This is a genomic window from Peribacillus sp. V2I11 (assembly GCF_030817135.1).
Lineage (GTDB): Bacteria > Bacillota > Bacilli > Bacillales > DSM-1321 > Peribacillus > Peribacillus simplex.
The window spans coordinates 3,493,962-3,507,176 of sequence record NZ_JAUSYW010000001.1; the positions used below are offsets into that span (position 1 = coordinate 3,493,962).

General features: G+C 41.4%; 11 protein-coding genes and 1 pseudogene. 9 read left to right on the forward strand and 3 right to left on the reverse strand.

Annotated features, from left to right (window positions below; translation table 11 throughout):
• Positions 1–60: 60 nt before the first annotated feature.
• The 4 genes and pseudogenes from QFZ73_RS17065 (at position 61) to QFZ73_RS17075 (ending at position 3,281) form a co-directional block, all read left to right on the forward strand.
• Positions 61–933: an AraC family transcriptional regulator gene (locus QFZ73_RS17065; RefSeq protein WP_307268549.1), complete on the forward strand. Its 873-nt coding sequence runs from the start codon at positions 61–63 to the stop codon at positions 931–933.
• Positions 934–1,077: 144 nt separating this feature from the next.
• Positions 1,078–1,533: pseudogene (locus QFZ73_RS17070) on the forward strand (SRPBCC family protein).
• Positions 1,534–1,604: 71 nt separating this feature from the next.
• Positions 1,605–1,709: a ribonuclease E inhibitor RraB gene (locus QFZ73_RS29170; protein WP_483878192.1), complete on the forward strand. Its 105-nt coding sequence runs from the start codon at positions 1,605–1,607 to the stop codon at positions 1,707–1,709.
• A 690-nt stretch (positions 1,710–2,399) separates the two neighbouring features.
• Positions 2,400–3,281, forward strand: coding sequence for an MFS transporter (locus QFZ73_RS17075; protein WP_307268551.1), 882 nt, complete (start codon positions 2,400–2,402; stop codon positions 3,279–3,281).
• Between the two features lie 79 nt (positions 3,282–3,360).
• Here the strand turns inward: QFZ73_RS17075 and QFZ73_RS17080 are convergent, their stop codons facing one another.
• Positions 3,361–4,137, reverse strand: coding sequence for a hypothetical protein (locus QFZ73_RS17080; protein ID WP_307268553.1), 777 nt, complete (start codon positions 4,135–4,137; stop codon positions 3,361–3,363).
• 582 nt (positions 4,138–4,719) lie between these two features.
• On the opposite strand from QFZ73_RS17080, the gene QFZ73_RS17085 reads away from it, so the two are divergent.
• On the forward strand, positions 4,720–4,899 hold the full coding sequence (locus tag QFZ73_RS17085) for a YjcZ family sporulation protein (RefSeq protein ID WP_285847226.1): 180 nt from the start codon (positions 4,720–4,722) through the stop codon (positions 4,897–4,899).
• A 74-nt stretch (positions 4,900–4,973) separates the two neighbouring features.
• Here QFZ73_RS17085 and mleCBF read toward each other — a convergent pair whose 3' ends face one another.
• Both mleCBF and QFZ73_RS17095 read right to left on the reverse strand, forming a co-directional pair.
• On the reverse strand, positions 4,974–5,813 hold the full coding sequence (gene mleCBF, locus QFZ73_RS17090) for a CBF family alpha/beta fold macrolide esterase (protein ID WP_307268556.1): 840 nt from the start codon (positions 5,811–5,813) through the stop codon (positions 4,974–4,976).
• Positions 5,814–6,127: 314 nt separating this feature from the next.
• Positions 6,128–6,904 carry a 3-hydroxybutyrate dehydrogenase gene (locus QFZ73_RS17095; RefSeq protein ID WP_061464627.1) on the reverse strand — a complete coding sequence of 259 codons (777 nt, stop codon included), beginning with the start codon at positions 6,902–6,904 and terminating at the stop codon, positions 6,128–6,130.
• 255 nt (positions 6,905–7,159) lie between these two features.
• Here QFZ73_RS17095 and QFZ73_RS17100 point away from each other — a divergent pair, with 255 nt between their 5' ends.
• The 4 genes from QFZ73_RS17100 to QFZ73_RS17115 all read left to right on the forward strand — a co-directional run bounded on the left by QFZ73_RS17100 (position 7,160) and on the right by QFZ73_RS17115 (position 13,214).
• On the forward strand, positions 7,160–8,107 hold the full coding sequence (locus tag QFZ73_RS17100; RefSeq protein ID WP_307268559.1) for a 3-hydroxyacyl-CoA dehydrogenase family protein: 948 nt from the start codon (positions 7,160–7,162) through the stop codon (positions 8,105–8,107).
• Complete coding sequence (locus tag QFZ73_RS17105) at positions 8,104–9,279, forward strand: acetyl-CoA C-acetyltransferase (RefSeq protein WP_307268562.1); 1,176 nt, start codon at positions 8,104–8,106, stop codon at positions 9,277–9,279. The genes QFZ73_RS17100 and QFZ73_RS17105 overlap by 4 nt, the downstream gene beginning before the upstream one ends.
• A gap of 64 nt (positions 9,280–9,343) precedes the next feature.
• Positions 9,344–11,014: a sigma-54 interaction domain-containing protein gene (locus QFZ73_RS17110; RefSeq protein ID WP_307268564.1), complete on the forward strand. Its 1,671-nt coding sequence runs from the start codon at positions 9,344–9,346 to the stop codon at positions 11,012–11,014.
• Between the two features lie 814 nt (positions 11,015–11,828).
• Positions 11,829–13,214, forward strand: coding sequence for a GntP family permease (locus tag QFZ73_RS17115; protein ID WP_307268566.1), 1,386 nt, complete (start codon positions 11,829–11,831; stop codon positions 13,212–13,214).
• Position 13,215 lies beyond the last annotated feature (1 nt).

The following is a 13,215-nucleotide window of genomic DNA, read 5'->3' on the forward strand; positions in this document are numbered from 1 at the left end:
CAGAATGTCGGATGATTCGTTTCAATTCCTGCTATTCTTTTGATATAAGGAGGTCATTGAATGGATTTGCTCAAAAATATGAATGGTGCCATTAAATTCATTGAAGAAAATCTTACGAATGAAATTGACTTTAAAGAAGTTGCAAGGCTAGCTTATTGCTCGGAATATCATTTTAAAAGGATGTTTTCCTTCCTTGCAGGTATTTCACTTTCCGAGTATATCCGCCGAAGAAGACTTACAATTGCAGCGTTTGAGCTAAAGGATAACAACATAAAGGTCATTGATATAGCGATAAAGTATGGGTACAGCTCACCTGACTCTTTTGCAAGAGCGTTTCAACATTTGCATGGCATCACACCATCAGAAGCGAGAAGTAACGGCCATTCACTTAAAGCCTATCCACCGATGTCCTTCCAATTATCCATTAATGGAGGCAGTGAAATGAACTATCGAATTGAAGAAAAAGAGGCATTTCACATAATTGGAATTAAAAAAAGAGTTCCAATCATTTTTAAAGGGGTTAATCCAGAGATTGCATCTATGTGGAAAAGTTTAGACGAGAAAACGATAAATGAACTTAAAAACCTATCGAATGTCGAGCCATTAGGGCTGCTTAGTGCATCTGCGAACTTTTCCGAAGGCTGGTTGGAGGAAAAAGGGGAACTTGATCATTATATCGGCGCAGCAACAACGTGGCAATGTCCAGATAACTTAACACAGCTGAAAGTTGATGCGTCTGCATGGGCGGTATTCGAAGCAGTCGGACCCTTTCCTGAAACACTGCAAAATATATGGGGACGTATTTATTCCGAATGGTTTCCATCCTCTAACTATGAACAAAGAGAAGGGCCAGAAATCCTTTGGAACGAAAATAAAGATCTAACCTCACCAACATTCAGAAGTGAAATATGGATCCCCGTTATGAAAAAGTAAGTATAGTAGGCGAAAGATTTATCCGAGGAGCTGTCTTAAGGCAGCTTTATTTACAGGGCAGGATAATGGAATAAGGGATAGGTAATATTTGCCATAACGAGCTATAATGATGATTAGAAAGTGCTTATATAAGGAGATTGGGAAATGCCTGTTATTGAGTATCAACAATTTATTAAAGCACCAGTTGAATTATGTTTTGACCTTGCAAGGAGCGTGGACATCCATACCAAAACGACAGCGAAAACAAAGGAAATTGCTGTTGATGGTGTAACAGAAGGGCTATTAGAGGAGGGGGATACTGTTACTTGGGAAGCCATTCACTTTGGTATTAAACAAAGGCTGAAAGCCCAAGTGACATTCATGGAAAAACCAAATAAGTTTGTAGATATCATGGTGAAGGGGGCCTTCCATTCCTTCGTACACACACATCAGTTTATAGAAAAAACAGGTGGAACTATAATGATAGATAAATTTCAATATTAGTCACCGTTCGGTCCATTTGGAGTTATGGCTGATAAGTTGTTTTTAGAGAAGTATATGAGAGAATTTATCGTTTCTCGTGCAAAGGCTCTGAAAAAGATTGCCGAGAATTTGCACTAATCTTGTCTAACGAACAGGTGCTTTAAATATTAGGGGGGGTTGCTGTCTTTTTTTTGTTCCAGAAGAGATAAATGCTTTTAAATTACGAAGACATTATTGATATACAAAAACGACTTGATGGATTAAGTAAAACTTATGATGGACACACAGAAGGATGGGGAGCACTGGTTGATTGATTTAATAGCTGTTCTTGTTATGAAATTACCGGTTATTAATGAACTAACGGGTGCTTAGCTGAAGTTCTGAGCTGTCTTTATAACCGGCACCCTGAAGATTAGTAAATGGCTCGGCTCAGCGGTACAACCATTTTAGGCCCGCGGATACAACCGACCTTTAATTATAATTACGGATCAAATCGTTTGGCAGCGATTTAATCTTTTTATTTGTTTTTATAAGAATAACATAAATAGAACAAACGTTCCAGTTTAAATGTGTAAAATTATTACTTTTTTTCAAAAATCACTCTGGTAAAGGGTATTGTTAATTCTCTTGGAGACTAAAGGGGCAGGGTAGTTGAAGAAGCAAGTCGAATCAATAAATCATATTCCTTAGGATGGGCGGGAACAACTTGCTTGAGAAATTAAAAGGTTTAAAAAAAGGTTAAGCAGAATGAGATTGACGATGGGGATGTAATTGCAGAAAGGGTGATAAACGAAGAGTTAAAAAGAAGGATAGTTGAATTAGAGAGTTCAGTCTAAGGAGAGCAGAATGAGTACGCGATACATGTGAGGTTGACATCATTCATCTTTTGGGAACTAAAAAAAGTACTTTGATCAAGTAAGGTATCAAAGTACTTTCCATTTAACAAACTACCAATTACCCCAACAGTCATCATCGCAGCATTTCTTCTTACAACAATCCTGGTAATGGTCATCATCGCAGCGTTTCTTCTTACAACAATCCTGGTAATGGTCATCATCACAGCATTTTTTCTTCTTACAACAATCTTTATGCTGGTCATCATCACAACGTTTTTTCTTACAACCATCATAGTAATGGTCATCAACGCAGCATTTTTTCTTACAACCATCATAGTAGTGGTCATCAACGCAGCATTTTTTCTTACAACAATCCTTGTGCTGGTCATCATCGCAGCGTTTCTTCTTACAACAATCCTTGTGCGGGTCATCATCGCAGCATTTTTTCTTACAACCATCATAGTAATGGTCATCATCGCAGCGTTTCTTGTTACAACAATCCTTGTGCTGGTCATCAACGCAGCGTTTCTTCTTACAACAATCCTTGTGCTGGTCATCAACGCAGCATTTTTTCTTACAACAATCCTTGTGCTGGTCATCAACGCAGCGTTTCTTCTTACAACAATCCTTGTGTTGGTCATCATCGCAGCGTTTCTTGTTACAACAATCCTTGTGCTGGTCATTATCATAGCGTTTCTTCTTACAACAATCCTTGTGCTGGTCATCATCATAGCGTTTCTTGTTACAACAATCCTTGTGATGGTCCTCATCATAGCGTTTCTTGTTACAACAATCCTTGTGCTGGTCATTATAGCAGTGTTTTTTCTTACAACAATCCTTGTGATGGTCCTCATCATAGCGTTTCTTGTTACAACAATCCTTGTGCTGGTCATTATAGCAGTGTTTTTTCTTACAACAATCCTTGTGATGGTCCTCATCATAGCGTTTCTTCTTACAACAATCCTTGTGTTGGTCCTCATCATGGCGTTTTTTCTTACAACAATCCTCGTGATAAGACATAGATGTCACTCCTTTCACCTTATAAAATAATATAAATAAAAGAAGCAAAGCCTTCTTTATTTAGAAAGGCTTTGCTAGTCAAGACTAAAAACTAACTCAACACCGTCATTTATGGAGCAGGAAGAGTACTAGTTGGTGGAGTAGTTGTAGTTTCACAACGACGTTCATTTACGTCGCAAATACCACCATGTGAATCTACAATAACTTGTCGAGTCACTGTAATTGTAGTGCGTAGTACAATCTTGACTAAAATAGCATTGGGAGTAACAAGTCCCGTAGTGCCGATGACTGGAACGCCTGGTTGAGCAAAGATCCCTTCTACTACCAATGCGGGTTCTATTACTGTATCCTCAGGGCAGGCACCTGGAAAATCTGTATGCTCCTGGAATGGTAAACTTGTTGAAAGTGTAGCTGTTGCAGGAGTTGTCGATCCTGGTGCCAAAAATGTTACCACAATAGTTACAGGAATTAACCCGATGTTAACGACTTTGTCCCTAATGATTGTCGTATTACGGGTAACACCAGCTAGATTCGGTGTAACAGCTACCGAAACAATAGTGGATCCAGCTGGTATAGCAGGAGTGAACGCGGTAAAAGGAAGTGTTGCTTCTGCAACCTTTTGTACCGCTTTTGAGCCTACAACTGAATTAACTAGGACACAGTCGCTGTTTAATGGTGCAGCGAGTTGGCGTTCTGGCGCTCTAAAATTACATTTGCAAACAGAAGCGTCTTGAGACTTACAAACCTTACATGACTTTTTATTTGAATGAGGATCAAATCTTGAATTATTGCCAAATCTTGAATCACTACCGAAACCCAAGTCGCTGTCGGAACAAGCAGAACCCCAGATGCTGTTCATTGGATCTTTACTACCTAAATTTCCCATAAAATCTCAATCCTTTCTTGTAACTATTTTTTTTTTCGAAAATGAAATGGAGTGTAGTATCGAACCGTACTAAAGCACTGCCAAAAGCATTTTCGAGTAGTTACAAAATATAGTATTAATAAAATAAGGCAATTGCTTGGACAGGTTGCTTATATTTCCGGACAAGTGGTAAATATTTATAGGGTTTACATTTATAATTTAGCATTAGAGGATGTATGGAACGCGGTAAAGAAAAGGACGAGTCCAAAAGGGAAGCAAAAAGCTAAACAATGAATAGTAGAACCTGGGAAAAAACAGATAAACCCAAAAAGGGCTTCTTTGCTCCATTTTTCGGAAAGTGAACAAAGAAGTCCTAGGCTGTCTAAACGAAGTTTCGTTTCCAAAGTTTAGATCTATGGGGTTTATAGAGGGAAATTCAACCGTTAACTTTTAATAAATGTGCTGTTAAACTGTTAATTTCAGGTCGTGAGGGTGGTTTAAAAAAAATTTCCGGTGATTTTTGTGTCATTATCCTAATTAGAACATAAGTTGAATTAACCCATTTAATTATTTCCTCCTAAAACAAATAAGGAGATGTTTCTATTGTCAAATTGTGGTCATGAATCAAGTTGTGGTAACGATATCGGTGGATTTGGTGGCGGTTTCGCTTTTATAGTCGTTTTGTTTATACTCTTAATCATTGTTGGAGCAGCTTGTTTCGGCGGTGATGGAGGTTACGGCGGCGGTTGCAGCCCCGTTCAAGGTTATGGCGGTTTCTGCTAAAAAATGTATTTGAAAAAAGCCGACCTTTATTGGTCGGCTTCTTTTATGGCTAATTTTATTCGCTAATTAATTTATCACGAAGTAAGCTTAATGACTGATTCGATAATTTCATCCCAGTCTTCACTATGAATCTCATGGCCTGATCCATCAAGGGTCACTAATTCAGCATGAGGGATTGCTTTCGCAAGAGCAATCCCGTGCTCGTATGGCAAGGCTGGATCTTCTGTGCCATGAATGATGAGGACAGGTACGGATATCTCACCCATTCTATCAAAATATTCTTCCCCGCCTTGCAGCAAAGCATGATTAAATCTGCTCGGTAGCCGTTTGGCGCGGTCCGCCTCTCTTTTTGCCAGTTTATACATTCTTTCCTGCTCATAAGGTTTGGAAGCGGCTAAAGTTTTCCATCCATCCGCAAGAAAAGCGATGACCGCCTCCCGATTTGACCAATCCATGGAAGCACTCTTCGCATGGTGATCCAATATGCTTTGGTCCATTGGAGGCAGTTTTTCCATTACAGTCCCGAACACACTGGATGCAATCAGCGTAAGCGTAGTTACGCGTTCCGGATATCTCAAGGCAAGAATCTGGCCGATCAAACCGCCTAGGGACATTCCGGCGATAGAAGCCCGCTCTATGGAATAAGCGTCCAGGACACCCGCGGCATCGTCAGCCATATCCGTTATTGTATAGTTGGAGGTACCGGGTTCATAAACGGTCGATCGTCCCAGATCCCGATGATCGTACCGAATGACAAACCTCCCTTGATCAGCCAGGCGGAGACAGAAGTCCTCATCCCACCAGTCTAATGAAGACATCGCTCCCATGATCAAAAGCACTGCAGGGTCCTTGGGGTTTCCAAAACTTTCTGTACATATATCCACTTTATTTATTTTCAGTATCCGTTCATTCATGTTTTTTACCTCCGTATTAAATATTATCTAATTGCGCAGATCAATAAATTCTTTCCGGAGCATGATTGGCCTGCCCTGTTAATTATCGCAGTCTAACCCACTTAATAATCATGACGGGGCCTCCTTTATATTTGTAAATTGGGAAGTATCCCTATGTTACTGTAACATGGGGGAATTCTTTGTACCACCAAATATTTCCATGTTATCCCTTGGGAAAACGTCTGTCATGTTATTCCTTACAAACAGAAAACCCCGAATAAAGAGCACCATTTTTGGTGTCATTCATTCGGGGTTTTTGCAGATGCATTTTCCTTTTATTGAGCTGTATATCCGCCATCTAACACGACTGCCTGGCCTGTGATGCCCCGTGCTTTGTCGCTTGCGAGGAAAATGGCGTAGTCGGCGATTTCACTTACATCAAGTAAGCGGTTTTGCGGGACAAGCGGATAGATGACCTCTTCCAAAACGCTTTCAAGCGGTACTTGTCTTGTTTTCGCCAGATCCTCCAGTTGACCGCGGACCAGAGGCGTGTCTACGTATCCTGGGCAAAGGGCATTGACGGTTATGCCAAAAGAGGCGCTTTCCAAGGCTGCGACTTTCGTTAATCCGATTACACCGTGTTTGGCACTATTGTACGCTGCTTTGTTGGCAAATCCAATTAGACCGTTAATGGAAGAGATGTTGATGATTCTGCCGAAGCCTTGTTCTTTCATGATGGGCAAAACGTTCTTAATTGAAATGAATGGGGCGGTCAGCATGATTTTGATCATCAGTTCGAATTTTTCAGTTGGAAACTCTTCAATTGGAGCAACATGCTGAAGGCCTGCGTTATTGATGAAAATATCTATTCGTCCGTACTTGTCTTTAGCTTGTTTGATTAGTTGGATAATATCCTCTTCACTTGTCACGTCCGCTTTTAAGCCGATAACTTCCAAGCCTTTGTTCCTTAGGTCTAAAGCAGCTTTTTCAACTGTGTTTTGATCAAGGTCGGACAAAACGACCTTTGCGCCATTTTCAGCAAATATCTTTCCAATCTCAAAGCCGATTCCTCTAGCAGAGCCGGTAATTATCGCCACTTTATCTTTAACCATATTACATTCCTCCAATAAAAAATGTAATGGTCCAGGTCTGTCATTTTATGTCGTAAACAGGGAATATTTCACAAGGTAAGCTCCATTGGAAATATAAAGGGAAGGTTTTAAAAATATGGTTTAGGTTAATGAGTAAGAGTCTATCATGATTTTCAAGATAAAAAAAGAATTTTATTTCCCCTTATCGTTGGCATGGATATTGCATGAATAAAATACGAGTGAATACAGGTAATTAAAACGGAAAGGGGAAGCTGGATGATTAAAAAAATAGCGATTATCGGTTCGGGTGTAATGGGGAGTGGGATCGCTCAGTCTTTTGCAGTTAGCGGGTATTTCGTCACTATTAACGATATAAAGGAAGAGTTGCTGCACCATGCCCAAAATCGAATTTCAGAGAATCTATCACTGCTCATTGAGGAGGGGGTTTTGACTGATAAGGAAAAGCAAGGCGCTTTAGCGAATATTACATATAGCGTAGATTTAAAGGGGGCTGTAAGGGATGCTGATTTTATCATTGAAGCCATTCCGGAAGTCATCGAGTTGAAGTTGAATCTATATGAGCAAATGGAGAAAATAATCAAACCGGATGCAATTGTTGCTTCCAATACATCGACCTTTCCGATTTCCCAATTGATGGAGAAGGCCTCGTTTGCGGACCGGATGGTCATCACGCATTTCTTTAATCCTGGCCATTTGGTTCCATTGGTTGAAATTGTTCAGCATGACGAAACAAAGCTGGAAATCGTCAAGACAACAATGGATTTAATGCGTAAAATCGGCAAGTCACCGATTCTCTTGAAAAAAGAAATAGCAGGATTCATCGCCAATCGTCTCCAGACTTCTTTGATGCGGGAAGCCTTTTATCTATTAAAAGAGGGCGTTGCCAATGCTGAGGATATCGATACAGCGATAACGGCTGGACCAGGTTTTCGATGGGCATTCACTGGGCCGATCGAGATTGCTGATTTTGGCGGGCTGGATACATGGCAGCGCGTACTTGATAATGTTTCACCGGTATTGGATCAGAGTAAAGAAGCGCCTGATTTGATTCGTGATTTGGTGGCTAAGGGAATGCTTGGGACGAAGTCGGGAGAAGGGATTTTCACGTATGAAGAATCTACCGTTTCTCAGAAAATCAATGAGAGGGACCGTAATTTTATTAAACTGGGAAAATTAAAAATGGAGAAGGAGGAAGTATTATGAGAGAAGTAGTGATTGCAGGGGCAGCAAGAACACCAGTTGGTGCTTTTGGAGGCAATCTTGCCAATGTGTCGGCGGTTGACTTGGGAGTCGTGGCAGCTAAGGAAGCGATTAAGCGGGCAAATATCTCGGCTGACATGATCGATGAGGTATTGGTTGGGAATATTCTATCTGCTGGATTAGGGCAAAATGTGGCACGTCAGGTTGCGATTCATGCAGGGATTCCGGAAACAACGCCGGCCATGGCCATTAATAAACTTTGCGGATCTGGCCTCCGTACGGTAATAATGGGAGCGCAATTCATTGCCCTTGGTGATGCTGATGTGATTCTTGCCGGGGGTATCGAAAGCATGAGCAATGCCCCGTATTTACTTCCAAATTATCGTTTTGGACAGAAAATGGGTAATACCGAAGCAGTGGATTCCATGACTTATGACGCCTTAACGGATGTTTTTAATCAATATCATATGGGTGTGACTGCGGAGAATATTGCCGAGCAGTGGGAAATCAGCCGTGAAAAGCAGGATGAATTTGCTTTAGATAGCCAAATGAAGGCTGAAAAGGCGCAGCTTGAAGGACGATTTGCAGATGAAATCGTACCTGTTGAATATAAACAAAGAGGAAAGACGATCTCGGTAGACCAAGATGAACACCCACGTCATGGGCTGACGATAGACCAGCTAACGAAGCTGCGCCCTGCTTTTAAGGAAAATGGAACGGTTACGGCCGGAAATGCATCCGGAATCAATGATGGGGGTGCGATGTTGGTCCTGATGTCTAGAGAAAAAGCAGACGAGCTGGGACTGGAAGCATTAGCAACGATCAAGTCTTATGCAAACGCCGCGCTTGATCCGAAAATCATGGGATACGGTCCGGTTCCTGCGACAAGAAAAGCTTTGGCAAAAGCGGGCATGACAATAGATGATATTGATTTGATGGAAGTGAATGAAGCTTTTGCGGCACAGTCACTCGCCGTGCTTAAGGACCTTGAATTGAAGCCGGAGAAAGTGAATGTAAATGGCGGGGCGATTGCCCTGGGTCATCCTGTAGGTGCTTCCGGTGCCCGGATCTTAGTGACTTTATTGTATGAAATGAAGCGCAGGGATGCAAAGACCGGCCTTGCAACCTTATGTATTGGCGGCGGACAGGGAACTGCGCTGATTGTGGAACGGTAATGAATTGGCCTCATTTTCCTATGATATAATGGAGGAAACTTCAGACGGGTTAAGGAGAATAGGAATGGTCAGCGATAATAAAACTATTCAATTGGAATTAGTGAAAGCGATATTGGAAGAATTGCCTTTTGGTGTTTTGGTAGCGAAAAACGAAAAAGAAATCGTTCTATGCAATCGCGTATTATCCGAGGCTTTTGCTGAGAATCAATTTGATCTGCAAATAAATTTGATTTTAGAAAAAAACCTTGTCCCAGCTGTAAATACTCCGATCCGTTTGAATGATAATAATGGGATTGTCAGAAAAGCCATCATTCAGATGGGTGATGAGGAGTATCAGATTTATCTCCTGTTATTTACAAATAATAGGAGTGATTTTCTTAATATTGATAATCATGAAGAACTTCTGTTTAAGGATATTATCGAATTTGCCTATGACGGCTTGGTGATGGTCGATACGGAAGGGTATGTCCAAATGCTGAGCCACGCTTATGCGGATTTTCTTGGGGTCGAACAGGAAAGTTCAATAGGGAAACATGTAACGGAGGTCATTGAAAACACCCGTATGCATGTGGTCGCCAAAACTGGCAAGCAAGAGGTCGCTGAATTACAAAAAATTAAGGATAATTATATAATTGCGACCCGCTCACCGATAAGGAAACAAGGTAAGTTAATAGGAGCGGTCGGGAAGATTCTTTTTAAGAATGTCGGGCAATTTACCGCTCTTTCCAAGCGGATAAATTCACTTGAAGTAGAGCTGAAAAAGTACAAAGGCGATTTTCGCGAGAGAAATAAGGCCTCATATACGTTTGATCATTTGATGGGAAGAAGTCCTGCTTTCATGGAAGTAAAAGGACAAGCCAAAATTGCAGCTAAAAGCGACTCGAATGTGTTGATTTTGGGCGAAAGCGGAACAGGTAAGGAGCTGTTTGCCCATTCCATTCATAATGATAGCAGACGGGCCATGGGTGTGTTTGTCAAAGTGAACTGTGCCGCCATCCCGGCAGAGCTGCTGGAGTCAGAGCTATTTGGCTATGAAGAGGGTTCTTTCACTGGTGCAAAAAAAGGCGGAAAAGCAGGTAAGTTCGAAGCGGCTGAAGGCGGAACGATTTTTCTGGATGAAATCGGTGAACTGCCACTGCATATGCAGGTGAAGCTGCTCCGTGTTTTACAAGAAAAAGAGATTGAAAGGGTCGGCTCGACGGGAAGCATTCCGATTGATGTACGGGTAATCGCTGCAACGAACCGTAATCTGGAGGAAATGGTCTCGAAAGGGGAATTCCGACTTGATATGTATTACCGGTTGAAGGTCTTGCAAATCCAGGTTCCTTCCTTAAGGGAGCGACCGGAGGACATTGAAATACTGGTAAGTCATTTTGTTGAAAAGTACCAGAACCTCATGAAAAAACGTGTAACGGGAATGAGTGATCAAGCTTTACGGCTGTTGCGTCTTTATAAATGGCCGGGAAATATTCGTGAGTTGGAGAATATCATTGAACGCGCAATGAATATAGTTGAAGAAGGGGAAATGATACGTTCCAAGCATCTTCCTAAAGAAATAACGGGTCATAAAGAATCAGTATCGATCCGCACTTTAGCTGAAGTAATGGATGAAACTGAACGGGCTGCAATCGTTTCATGTTTGGAAATGACTTCTGGCAATAAATCAGAAACGGCAAAGAGACTCGGAGTGAGTCGAACAACACTGTATGAAAAAATGAATAAATATGGTTTATGACTGTAGAAATAATCCTTTTGCCAAAAGGTTCAGACTGTAGACAAATTCGAAGAAAATCGAGTTTGCCTGCAGTTTTTTCATTTTAAAAACGTTTCAGGTGTTTTCAGAAATCCGCTCCCTTTCCGCCGACTGTCTGCCAAGTCTCATCAAAGCATGCGTCTCCGGGGTCTCGGCTAGCCAGGTCATTCGGCAGGAGTGTCGCAAATTTCTGCAATCCAGTGAGGGTTTTATTAAACAATGAAGTAAAACCAAGTCTTAATTGTGGTTCAGGATGAGACCAGCCTAAAGTCTTTTTTATTAAAAAACAGTAGGTACATTAGTGGATGTTTTTCACTAGTAAATATTTGAGTGTGTTAGGAAATCCGTACATAAAACGAGAGGGAATTTAAATATTGTAAGAAAAGGCTTACACTTTTTTGAAGTTTATACTCGTGTGTACTGAAACCTTGACAGTTTTAAGGGATTTTAGCTTTCGTAAGGGAAACAAAATGTTTGAAAAGGCTTTAAAAGATGAGATTTTTCATTGTATTTAAGTTGGCACAATAATTGCATAATTATTTAGTGAATGGCCTATCTGTCATTTTAGATTGTGCTTCCACGTAAAATGAAAAGGGATTTCATATCATTCAGTAATTGTTGAAAGCGTTCTCAATAATTGGGAGGCGCTTAGGAAGATCATTCAGCTTGACTTGGGGAAGGCAGGCTTGGATGGTAAAAGCGGAAAGATTAAAAATGTGGAATTTAGGAGATTAATAGTTCTATTTAAAGGCTTCCGAAATAATTTTGGGGCAAGGGGAGAAAAGGGGGAATTGAGTTGCTGATTCAAATTTTAGCCATCGTTGTGGCGCTGGGACTTTTAATCTTTTTAGCCTACCGGGGCTATCCGGTCATTATCATAGCGCCGATTGTTACTTTATTGGCGGTCATTTTATCCGGAGGACATTTGCTGCCGAGTTATACAGAGACATATATGACGTTTGCGGCTAACTATATAAAAGCGTTTTTTCCGATATTTTTATTAGGGGCCGTATTTGGAAAAGTCATGGAGATGAGCGGTGCAGCTGCATCCATTGCCAAGACCATCGTAAAATCACTAGGTTCAAAGCAAGCTATTCTTGCTGTGGTGCTGGCCTGTTCGGCGCTGACATATGGCGGGGTTTCACTCTTTGTAGTGGCATTCGCCGTTTATCCATTCGCAGCGGCAATTTTTAAAGAAGCAGACATTCCAAAGAGATTATTGCCGGGAACGATAGCGTTGGGCGCTTTCACTTATACGATGGATGCCCTTCCTGGAACACCTCAGATTCAAAATATCATTCCAACGAATTATTTCGGAACAGATACCTATGCAGCTCCAATAATGGGGATTATTGGTGCGATCATGGTATTCACTGGAGGAATGCTCTGGTTAGAACGTCGTCGTAAACAAGCGTTGGCAAATGGTGAAGGCTACGGGGAAGGGCATATTAATGAACCAGAAAGTGCAGAACAGCAAAACCTGCCTAACTTTTGGCTGTCCATTGTACCGCTAATCCTTGTCGTAGCATTTAATTTTGCTTTCAGCCGCAGTTCCATTTCGGTTAAGCACTGGTATGATGCATCGATGTTGAAGGAAACTTTCAACATTGCCGATGTAAGCACAGTCACTTCATCCTGGTCTTTGATTGTTGCACTGACTATCGGCATTATTGCAGCGATGCTTCTGAATGTTGGACGTATCAAGGTCAAATTGGCAAGTGGATTAACAGCTGCTGCAATGGGATCTTTGCTTGCCATATTCAATACCGCATCTGAAGTTGGTTTTGGGAATGTGGTGAAAACGCTTCCTGGGTTCTCGGTCATTCAAAACTGGGTGTTCAATGCAAGTGGTAATCCGCTAGTATCCGAAGCCATTGCCGTCAATGTGCTGGCAGGGATTACCGGATCTGCATCTGGTGGACTTTCGATTGCGTTAGAAGTAATGGGAGGTCACTATTTGCAGTTGGCCCAAAGTGTCGGAATCACTCCGGAAATGCTTCATCGAATTGCATCCATGGCATCTGGCGGAATGGATACGCTGCCGCATAATGGTGCCGTCATTACCTTACTTGCCATTACTGGACTTACACATCGTCAATCTTACAAGGATATCTTTGCGATTACGGTTTTGAAAACAGTGACCGTGTTCATCATTGCTTTTGCAACATCACTGTTTATTTAAT

Excerpts from the sequence above, each read along its gene's own strand:
- QFZ73_RS17065 (WP_307268549.1), top strand. The coding sequence starts at position 61 with ATGGATTTGCTCAAAAATATGAATGGTGCCATTAAATTCATTGAAGAA.
- QFZ73_RS29170 (WP_483878192.1), top strand. The coding sequence starts at position 1,605 with ATGCTTTTAAATTACGAAGACATTATTGATATACAAAAACGACTTGAT.
- QFZ73_RS17075 (WP_307268551.1), top strand. The coding sequence starts at position 2,400 with ATGGTCATCATCGCAGCGTTTCTTCTTACAACAATCCTGGTAATGGTC.
- QFZ73_RS17080 (WP_307268553.1), bottom strand. The coding sequence starts at position 4,137 with ATGGGAAATTTAGGTAGTAAAGATCCAATGAACAGCATCTGGGGTTCT.
- mleCBF (WP_307268556.1), bottom strand. The coding sequence starts at position 5,813 with ATGAATGAACGGATACTGAAAATAAATAAAGTGGATATATGTACAGAA.
- QFZ73_RS17095 (WP_061464627.1), bottom strand. The coding sequence starts at position 6,904 with ATGGTTAAAGATAAAGTGGCGATAATTACCGGCTCTGCTAGAGGAATC.
- QFZ73_RS17100 (WP_307268559.1), top strand. The coding sequence starts at position 7,160 with ATGATTAAAAAAATAGCGATTATCGGTTCGGGTGTAATGGGGAGTGGG.
- QFZ73_RS17105 (WP_307268562.1), top strand. The coding sequence starts at position 8,104 with ATGAGAGAAGTAGTGATTGCAGGGGCAGCAAGAACACCAGTTGGTGCT.
- QFZ73_RS17110 (WP_307268564.1), top strand. The coding sequence starts at position 9,344 with ATGGTCAGCGATAATAAAACTATTCAATTGGAATTAGTGAAAGCGATA.